General features: G+C 37.5%; 10 protein-coding genes and 1 pseudogene. 1 reads left to right on the forward strand and 10 read right to left on the reverse strand.

Translation table 11 applies throughout. The annotated features are described in order from the left end of the window. Window positions 1-140: 140 nt before the first annotated feature. The 10 genes and pseudogenes from WCM76_13805 to WCM76_13850 all read right to left on the reverse strand — a co-directional run bounded on the left by WCM76_13805 (window position 141) and on the right by WCM76_13850 (window position 8,571). A complete protein-coding gene (locus WCM76_13805) occupies window positions 141-764 on the reverse strand; it encodes a hypothetical protein (GenBank protein ID MEI6766704.1) in 624 nt (207 codons plus the stop codon). 199 nt (window positions 765-963) lie between these two features. Beyond that, on the reverse strand, window positions 964-1,299 hold the full coding sequence (locus WCM76_13810; protein MEI6766705.1) for a cupin domain-containing protein: 336 nt from the start codon (window positions 1,297-1,299) through the stop codon (window positions 964-966). A gap of 197 nt (window positions 1,300-1,496) precedes the next feature. Next, complete coding sequence (locus tag WCM76_13815; GenBank protein MEI6766706.1) at window positions 1,497-2,153, reverse strand: (Fe-S)-binding protein; 657 nt, start codon at window positions 2,151-2,153, stop codon at window positions 1,497-1,499. A 73-nt stretch (window positions 2,154-2,226) separates the two neighbouring features. Continuing rightward, window positions 2,227-2,862 (reverse strand): hypothetical protein, encoded by a 636-nt coding sequence (locus WCM76_13820; protein MEI6766707.1) that lies wholly within the window; start codon window positions 2,860-2,862, stop codon window positions 2,227-2,229. Window positions 2,863-3,068: 206 nt separating this feature from the next. Continuing rightward, on the reverse strand, window positions 3,069-3,587 hold the full coding sequence (locus tag WCM76_13825; GenBank protein MEI6766708.1) for a hypothetical protein: 519 nt from the start codon (window positions 3,585-3,587) through the stop codon (window positions 3,069-3,071). Between the two features lie 181 nt (window positions 3,588-3,768). Continuing rightward, window positions 3,769-4,650 (reverse strand): Fic family protein, encoded by an 882-nt coding sequence (locus tag WCM76_13830; protein MEI6766709.1) that lies wholly within the window; start codon window positions 4,648-4,650, stop codon window positions 3,769-3,771. A gap of 1,124 nt (window positions 4,651-5,774) precedes the next feature. Next, window positions 5,775-6,072, reverse strand: a pseudogene (locus WCM76_13835) (helix-turn-helix transcriptional regulator). Between the two features lie 215 nt (window positions 6,073-6,287). After that, window positions 6,288-6,920 (reverse strand): class I SAM-dependent methyltransferase, encoded by a 633-nt coding sequence (locus WCM76_13840; protein ID MEI6766710.1) that lies wholly within the window; start codon window positions 6,918-6,920, stop codon window positions 6,288-6,290. A 9-nt stretch (window positions 6,921-6,929) separates the two neighbouring features. After that, the gene (locus WCM76_13845) at window positions 6,930-7,361 is read right to left on the reverse strand and encodes a sulfur reduction protein DsrE (protein ID MEI6766711.1); all 432 of its coding nucleotides are present in this window, start codon (window positions 7,359-7,361) and stop codon (window positions 6,930-6,932) included. Window position 7,362: 1 nt separating this feature from the next. Next, on the reverse strand, window positions 7,363-8,571 hold the full coding sequence (locus tag WCM76_13850) for a T9SS type A sorting domain-containing protein (GenBank protein ID MEI6766712.1): 1,209 nt from the start codon (window positions 8,569-8,571) through the stop codon (window positions 7,363-7,365). A 214-nt stretch (window positions 8,572-8,785) separates the two neighbouring features. Between WCM76_13850 and WCM76_13855 the strand changes: the two genes are divergently transcribed. Then, window positions 8,786-8,929 carry a hypothetical protein gene (locus WCM76_13855; protein MEI6766713.1) on the forward strand — a complete coding sequence of 48 codons (144 nt, stop codon included), beginning with the start codon at window positions 8,786-8,788 and terminating at the stop codon, window positions 8,927-8,929. Window positions 8,930-9,125: the final 196 nt, after the last annotated feature.

The raw sequence follows: 9,125 nt of genomic DNA on the forward strand, positions 1-9,125 counted from the left end.
TGGGCAGCATAACATATTCAGTGATTACAGCATAATACCCTGCAATCAGACATCACAACCGGAATCATCAGAAATTAGCATCCGTTAACATTCGGAAACAATTCATGAAAGATTTTGATCGTTTCACCGGAAGTTTCGGATTATTTCAGGCTAAGTGCTTCTATCTTAAAGGTCATTCCACCAAAAATGCCCTGGCTTACCGACGCAACCATTCCCAGTCCTTTCTTATAATACTCCTTATCGGTCACGGAGCCGTTAACGCTCACGGTTATTTCAAGAAGACCGGTGTAAGAGCAGGATGAAGTGGTATAGGTGGCACTCAGGTTGGTTACTTTGCGGGAAATGCTGGAAGTATAAGCCCATGTCTGATTCAAAGTCGGCGAACCGGGAAGATACAGACTTTCGGAGTTTGTTGACGAGTTGTAAGCCATGATGTCATGTGAGGAAGATACCTCCCGAAGGTAAATATCTGATACCTGCATCAGACCTGTATTATCTTCCAGTCTGAAATAGGACTTGGAGTTATATGTATTTGTACCTATAACAGTCAGGGTGGGTTCCTGTGACTGACCAACAAAATAATATTTCCAGTAGTTATTCAGAACTAACGGAAAATACGAACTGCTTCCATTTCCATCACATAATGGATTTACTACGGGCGCAGGTGTTTCATCCTGAGTTGTACTTGTATCTTTCTTCTTGCAACTACCCAAAAGACAACTTAGAATCACCAATGAGCTCATAACAATAATCGTCCTTTTCATATTATTTTAAATTAGATTTATAATTATTGGGTATGATACCCTATTAATTTCAAAATCAAATGTACCCACAAATATAAAATATGTTTTCGATATGACGAGTCGAAACATAGATATTTTATTCGGGTATTAAAATAATACAAAAAAATGACTGCAATAAGAATATTAATTTGAAACCATCCTGCTGCAAGTGAATCTACTCCTACAGATAATCTTCCCTGATGGGAGTGAAAAAATCAATGATTTCGCCTGCTTCAATTATCTGCATACTGTGTTTTGCATCGGCAGGTATTGAGTAAGAATCTCCTGCGGTCATGATGTAAACATTATTTTCAAACTGCAATTTGAATTTTCCGGAAAGCACGTATCCGCTCTGTTCATTCGGATGATTGTGAAAGGGAACATTATCTGTTGTCTTATAGAGCATTTTAGTCACCATTGATTGTCTTCCAATGGCCAGAACATCAAAATCTACACCCAGAAACTGCCTTTTCACAGCATTCATTTTATTAACGAAGCATTTTGTTTTATTTTCCATTCTCAATTATTTGACGTGAATTTAAACAGTGTGGGGCACACTATTTAATGGTCTTGCAATCGAAGCCGTTTCCTGCCCGAATACTCCGCCGCTTGATAAAAGTACTGTCCGCCGGACCGCGGTCCTAAAACCCCGCGACCCCTCTGATAGCAAGCCTTTATTATGTGTCCGTTATTATTATTTTTATGTTCTTGTAGTTAATGATTTTCAATATAGCTATTAAGTTCTTTATGCCAATCATCAGGTTCATAAGTTTTAGGAAGTGTTTTTTCTGCAAATAGTAAATCAATTAAATAATGAGGATTTTTTCCCCCGATATACATTGATTTGATACAGGAAACACAATAAACGACAACATCAATTAATGGCATTTCTGTTGCTCTTTTTACCATCTGTTCTTTTACTTTTTCTGTTGAAATAATCCCATAGAAACTATCGCCACAACATATGCCTTTTGTTCTCGTTTTCTTTGGCTCTACTAATGTAATGTTCATTTTTTGAAGAACTTTTCTTATTGCATGATGAACATGTTCTTTATCTCTCGTTGGGCAAGCGTCATTTATTGTCATAGATTTCCCATGATAATTTGGAAAACTAAAAAAATCACTTTCTGCTAAAATTTCCCACAACGAAATCGTTGAAGAATTTTGATAGTCATTTCGAAATCGTTTATCGCAACCAGGACAAATATTAATTATTTCTGTCGGTTCTTCCAATAAAGGGTCATGATGACAGCAAATCATCAGTTTATCCATTTTACCTAAATTCTCATTTAGAGTTTTGTGTATTTTTTCAACTAATTCCGGTTTGTACAGTATTAATCCACAACCCGGTGCAAAGATTTTTCGTTTCATAATTTATTTTTTTTATGGCGGTTTTCTATACTGAAGCCCATTGCAGCAAGCCTTGATGTAAGCTGCGGTTTTTTTAAATTTTATATCCGCCTATTTTGTCCGCGTACAATGATTTCCAATGTTTAGTCGTCTTTTTAATTTGCTTGTCGAGCTTAATTTTAACTTCTTTTAATAATACATCTTTGCTTTTCCCTGCTACGAATTTCGCATTATATTTCTTTTCAACTGCATCTATATATACACTTAATTCTTTTTTTTCAAAGTCATTTTTGGGGGACGAGAATAGAAATTCTATTCCTCTGTTTTCTTTTGATTGACTCCCTGCCTCAATATAGATTTCTGATTTTGTCAATAACAACTTGCCTGTCGGGTCAACTGTATAAATTTGTTTTCTGGCTCCATAAGGTGAAGCAGGTGCGTCACCTGCATGTGTCCAGTAGGAATAAAAAATTATTGTTGAGTCCACAATATCATAACATCCAAGTTCTACGGATTCACTATTACAGTCTCCGATTATTTCATTAATTGTATGGGTTAATAATTTTGTTTTATCACGCAATACTTCAACTCTTATTATTGAATCTCCATTTTCATTGTATTCTGAAATATTATTGAAAGAAAAATTATAATTGTTTATAGTGACAGTTTTATTCTGCCCATATGCAATGAGTGTCAAAAGTGAAAAAATGATTACCAATTTATTCTTCATATGTGCAGTATTTATGCTTGCCGCAGAACGTTTGGCGCCATGAGCAGTGGCGGGTTTTGAAGCGCTTCACTATCAAACTATACCAAAACTTGATGCGGGATTGAAAGCTAAATAGCCGTATAAACCCCGCCATTGCTTATGAGAGCATGTTGGCGGCTGACAATTTATTTGTCTTAAAGTTTTGTTATATCGTTTTCTAAGTCAAATTAACCTTTCACTTTTTTTAATGCGTCAAGATAAATCTTTTTAATGCTGTTTTTTTCTTCTCGTTTGCAAATAGATTCAATTGCAGGAATTAAATCTATGTTTCGTGATGTCTTTATTTTTATGATTTGTCCTAATGCGAATGCAGCGCTCCATCTCACAACTGTACCTGAATGCTCAGAATTAACAAGTAAATTTTTTATCGCTTCGTCTAATTTATCAGGATAAAGGTGTGCAATGTTCCCAACAACTTTTGCCGATTCCCATTTTATTCTCGGTGCTTTTTCTGTCAACGACTTTGCCACAAAGTCAAGGCAGATTAAAGAAGCAATCTCAGGATTACTTTTTGTAGCAAATTCCATTGAATCTATACAAGTCGCTTTAATTGGGTCTTTGGATGACTTTGAAAAATCAATCAACACATCAACCTTTTTAGGATTATCTAAAATCCATTTGCTAAGCGTTTCTGTTTTTTCTTTTGGTTTTACGCTTTTGTCGTTTAGCAATTCTTGAAAGTCCATGGTCTGAAATTATTTAATTGTACTTTTTTTTGCTTGCCGCTAACGTTCCCCGGGCTTGATTACCGTGCGGGCTCATTGGTTTGACGAAAAGATACAATGCCTTCATTTTGGGGTATCCCTTTCTTAAAATCACGAGCAGCATAATTTAAAGTCGCTGTTAGCGTTTCGTTGTTTTTATCTTTTAATCATTTTCTTCATAGTAATAGGAATAGTCAATCCCTTTCATAAACATTTCACGGTCAGTTATTTTGTTAGTGAGTGCATCATTCAATAGCGTTTTTAGAAAATTACTTTTTGTTGGACTTAGCATCATTGCTTCCATATAGTCTCGTTTACTTATTTTACTCCAATCAACGCATTTTTTAATGTGTTTTTTTAGCATCAAATCCAACCATATTCGTGTACTTCTTCCGTTCCCTTCCATAAAGGGATGAGCGATGTTCATTTCAACATATTTGTTTATGATTTGGTCAAATGTACTTTCAGGCATCGCTTCTATTTGCTTTAATGTGTCTCCTAAAAAGCGTGATACAGCAAATTGAAAACCTCCTTTTGATAGATTCTTTTGTCTGATTTGTCCGGCAAAATCATACAGTCCTCCAAACAAATACGCATGAATTTGTTGTAAGCCTTTTGCTGTCCCAATTTCAATGCTTTCGATAAAGGAACTTTCAAATAAAGCATATGCTTTTATTTTACTTTTTCCGTCTATACTCTCATCACCGTAGGTGAACCATTCAATAAATCGGTTCGCTTTTTTTCCGGGAAACTCTTTACCCAATGCAATTATGCCGTTGTAATCTAACATATCAGCAAAACGTCTTTTTCCGTCCGGAGCAAGAAATTTCAACTGGGTAGTGGCACTAACCACTTGACTATTTTCTTTCTTTAACTTTGATTTAAGGTATTTCCAATAATTGCGGTTTTTTGTATAGTCGTCTTGGTCGGTAAGCACTGCAACAATATCCAACACTGAAAACCACCATTTGGCACTTGCTTCATCCCATATAGCTCGTACTTCACGATCGTCGAAAAATCGTATGGATATTTTTGCATTACTCATAATAAAATTCTACTATTTAGTTGTTATTTTCAAAGTTATGATAATTTTCTTCTTAGATTAAATGACTGCAGGCATTTTTACAATGAACGCTAACGTGCCGGCTACTGCTTTTCGGTGGCGACTTTACTCACTGCCGTTTCCATGAAGCACAACCGTTTATATTTATTACTTTTATGTCCTACGAGCCACAGTTTTGCCACTGAAAGCAGAAGCCTGTTATATGCCGCTATTATACTAATTAATCTTGTTAAATTCGTTCAAATTCCAGGTAATCTAATTGATATTCGATGTCTGCCAATGTCACTAAGCTCGTCTCCGCCAATATTTATACTATAACCATACGAAATTCTCACATAAGCCAAGAGGACTAATCCAATTTCTGGTGTTAGTCTATGGTCAATGACATTATTTATTTTGCATCTAGAATAAACTAGTGAGATGTCAGCACCGTGCAACTGTTTAGAAAAGGAAAAATAGTATTTCATAGAAATAAAAGGCGAAACATAATTGGTCTTATGTAACCAAAATAAGTCTAGTCCCATTGGAACACTGATCATCATATGTCTACGTCCACCGCTGTTTGTCATATTAAAAGTTGCGCCTAGTTCTAAATTGTGGTGTTTTTGCCACACATACCCAACAATCGGAGTCGGATACCATACGCTCCATTTTACTTGAGAGAAAGTAATTGTCGAAATGGTAGAAAAAAATATTATTAATAGTAATCTCTTTCTCATTTTTTCAATAGCTTGCACATAACTTTTTATTACTCCCACATTATCTTCCAGACACCTTCAATTCTGGGCCTATTGGTCCGATTCCAGCTTCCCATTTCAACATATCCCAACCCCAAATATAAGATAATATTATATCCAATCCCATTGGTTTTGTTATTATTTTACCTGTGTTATGTGGCAAAACTGTTTATTCGTTCCTCGCTATAATTGATATCACAGCAAATAGCTGTTTGCGGGCTTATAACCTATCACGCAAAGCTTGTGGCAGCCTTCGGCCGTCGACTCCGTTAACCCGTCGGACCGAAACACCTATGCAAATTATGGGGGGCATATCCGTGAGCTTATTTTCTTGCTGACCGTTTAATCGATTGGCCTAAAGAAATATTTTTATAAAAAGGTCAATCCAATTCTTCGGTTAAGACCTCTCTCGAAGATTCTGATCAGAGTGGATAGTTGTATATTTCCACGTCCATTTTCAATTTTGGAAATATCTTTTCTTTGTTCCTGATTTTTCAGCCAATTGTTCTTGGGTCATTTTTGATGCTTTTCTTGCTTCTTTAAGCATTTCACTCACAATGAACATTTGTGCTCCTTCTTCATACTTATTCCGGTTCTCAGTTCCGATTTTTCCGTGCTCAACTTCTAACAATTCGTCAAAAGTCTTAACTCCTTTATATTTATTCATGGTCAGTGTTTGTTAAGTTCAAATTTTATAGTTCCCGGTATTGGTACAATTCATGGTTTTTGTGCAAGAAGCCGGGCAAGAGCAATCTGCGCCGGCGTGGCATTTTTCTTCTTCGCAATAGTTGAATGATCTGTTTATCAATTCAGGTTTTTTATAAGCTGCAAATTTTAAAAAGCGCTGTCTCTTACAGCCTGTTGTTTACAGCAGGCCTTTGGCTAATATTCCGTATTGTATTTCCTGAAACTGCAGAAAATAAAATTCTGTATAGTGTCAAAGGGCGTTTTATGGTCAACGCTGATACACTTTATTTTCTCAAAGAATTTTTTAAGACGGTCAGACATTGAACCTTCAGAGTATTGTTTGATATCAATACCGCTGCATTTCTTCGGACCCTGCTCTGAAAACGTACCGATAACTAAAATTCCTTTTGGTTTGATATGCTTATTGACGGTGTCGAGATAGCGTTCAATTTCTTGCTCGTTTGTCAGGAAATGAAAGGTCGCACGGTCGTGCCAGAAGTCAAATTGTTCTGTCGGGATGAAAGAGGCGGCGTCCGCAATAATCCATGTTACCTGCGAGGCACGGCTGCCAAGTCTTTGTTTCGCGCGCTTGATGGCAACCTCTGAAATGTCGAGTACGGTGATGTTTCGGTAGCCCAGGTCAAGCAGGGTGTCAGCGAATAAGCTGTCGCCGCCGCCCACGTCTATTATTTTTGCTGATTCGGGAATATTGTATTGTTTTATAAAGTCAAGGGAAACGGTAGGTACAGGCTGATACCAGCTTACTTCATTCAGCTGTTTGCTTTGGTATATTTTGTCCCAGTGTTTCTTACGGTCAGATGATTCCATAATCCATCTTTAAAAAGTTAATACAATTTTATTTTTGCGGATAATGGAGTACAGGTCTGCCATAGAGGCGAATTTGCAGAACTGAGGAGTCATATTATTTCTGCTTTTTAAACAGGTCCCGCAGCCTGAAATTGACCCACCGTCCAAAAACAGATTCGTTTGTTTTAAAATTGCAGTGTCCGATGCTGCCAAATTGTCCAATTCAACACCTTTTCCCAGCAAGAAGATACTGACCGTGTCGCCCTGCTTCTTTGAGAAATTTGCAAAGCGAAGCGCGTTATAAACAGTTTCTGCATCGTTTGTGGAAATTACAATACCGATACTTGTCGAAGTAGTTGCAAGTGCAGTGCCACTGCCACACTGTGCAAAAACACGAATCGAAAATAAACTAATTAAAATATACGCAACCAGAAATGCTTTCATCATTTTATATTTTTTCATGTTATTCTTTTATTATCTTTTTTTGTGCTGTCCAGGTCGCGGCTGAAGCTTTAATTATATACATGCCTGCCGGCAACGAACGAATATCAATTTCGGAAGTTGAACTGAGCAATTCATTTTTTAGCACAAGCTCACCAACAATATTGAATATTGATAACGTTAAATTTTGTTTGTGAACACATTCAACAGAAATGTAGTCCGTTGCCGGATTAGGGAAAATGCTTATTTCTGATGGGTTGGAAGATTTAAGAGTTTCTACTCCCAACCCGCCAGTTGTCGTACTATAAATATAACCGGAAGGCCAAAAGTGTCCGGCATTCCTTCCCAAAACCCAGCCATTTGAAGGGTCGGAAAATGAAAATTGCGCTACTAATTTACCCGGGATTGAATCAAGAAATGACCACGTTGAACCGTTATAACCATTTATTTCATAATATCCATCGGAAGCCCAACCCAAATGATTATTAAACATATAGATTGCATTGACACCGTATGTATTATGCCCTGGACTTATATACTCTGTATGCCAGCCGTTGCCATCATATTTGAAAATAATGCTCTGGTAGGTAGTAATATCAAGACCGCCGGCCCAACCATGGTTTTGGTCTGAAAAACAAATAGCGTACAAATATACATTCGGGAGTGCCGTATCAATAATCCATTGACCGGATGAAAATTTGAAGATATATGATGTGTCTCTGGCTGGTTGATAAAAAGTCGTAATACCGGTTATCCATGCAGTATTCTGGTCACTGGCAGAAATTGAAGTATAGTAAAGGTTGGGAATATATGCCGGCAAAGAAATCGTATGCATTGACCAGATTCCATTTTGATATTGATAAGTTGTATCAGGACTCAATAGCCAGCCATTATCTGTATCGAAGAAATCACAGTATAAAATCCAATGCCTGCCCGAATATTTTTTTGTCCATACTGAACCATTATACCAGTACAGACTGTCTTGTAACCCAAAAACCCACCCATCATTGGGGGAAGTGAAAGCACAAGTTTGAGCCATGAAGGCGGAGTCTTGTATTACAGTTGTCCAGTTTGTTCCGTCCCAATGTCTGAAGGTGCTTGCAAACGACCAGCCATCATTAGGTTGCACAAGCCATACAGCAGCGAATACTCCTGAATCAATGGCAGTCCACTGTGCGAATGAAACTTTGGAAACAATCAAAAACAAAATCAGGATAATTGTCTTTTTCATGAGTTTCGGGTATTACATGTAGTTTGCTTAAAAATCTTCCGGACACCTTCAATTCTGGGTCTGTTGCTCCGATTCCAGCTTCACATTTCAACATATTCCAACCCCAAATATAAGATAATATCAAACCCATTCCAATTGATTCTGTTATTATTTAACATTGGGGCAATGGCGAAACTATTAATTGCTACCTTATTGCAACTAATACCGCATCAATTTGCATTTTACACACGAAATTTCACAATCCCCGTCGGCACAATGGGAAGTCACTTCGGTACTTTGGGAACTTGCTTCGGTACTTTGGGAACTTGCTTCGGTACTTTGGGAACCGGCATCGGTATCGGGTAAATTGACTAATTGACTCCCGACTCACGACTCACGACTCACGACTCCCAACTCACGACTCACGACTCCCAACTCCCAACTCACGACTCTCGACTCCCGACTTACGACTCACGACTTACGACTCACGACTCCCGTCCATTGCGCCGCACGAATTGCACCTGACTCGTCCTAAAAAAAGTTGACAGTATTTTGATTAATCCTGAATAGAGTTG

It is taken from the genome of Bacteroidota bacterium (assembly GCA_037133915.1).
Classification (GTDB): Bacteria; Bacteroidota; Bacteroidia; order Bacteroidales; family CAIWKO01; genus JBAXND01.

Excerpts from the sequence above, each read along its gene's own strand:
- WCM76_13805 (MEI6766704.1), bottom strand. The coding sequence starts at position 764 with ATGAAAAGGACGATTATTGTTATGAGCTCATTGGTGATTCTAAGTTGT.
- WCM76_13810 (MEI6766705.1), bottom strand. The coding sequence starts at position 1,299 with ATGGAAAATAAAACAAAATGCTTCGTTAATAAAATGAATGCTGTGAAA.
- WCM76_13815 (MEI6766706.1), bottom strand. The coding sequence starts at position 2,153 with ATGAAACGAAAAATCTTTGCACCGGGTTGTGGATTAATACTGTACAAA.
- WCM76_13820 (MEI6766707.1), bottom strand. The coding sequence starts at position 2,862 with ATGAAGAATAAATTGGTAATCATTTTTTCACTTTTGACACTCATTGCA.
- WCM76_13825 (MEI6766708.1), bottom strand. The coding sequence starts at position 3,587 with ATGGACTTTCAAGAATTGCTAAACGACAAAAGCGTAAAACCAAAAGAA.
- WCM76_13830 (MEI6766709.1), bottom strand. The coding sequence starts at position 4,650 with ATGAGTAATGCAAAAATATCCATACGATTTTTCGACGATCGTGAAGTA.
- WCM76_13840 (MEI6766710.1), bottom strand. The coding sequence starts at position 6,920 with ATGGAATCATCTGACCGTAAGAAACACTGGGACAAAATATACCAAAGC.
- WCM76_13845 (MEI6766711.1), bottom strand. The coding sequence starts at position 7,361 with ATGAAAAAATATAAAATGATGAAAGCATTTCTGGTTGCGTATATTTTA.
- WCM76_13850 (MEI6766712.1), bottom strand. The coding sequence starts at position 8,571 with ATGAAAAAGACAATTATCCTGATTTTGTTTTTGATTGTTTCCAAAGTT.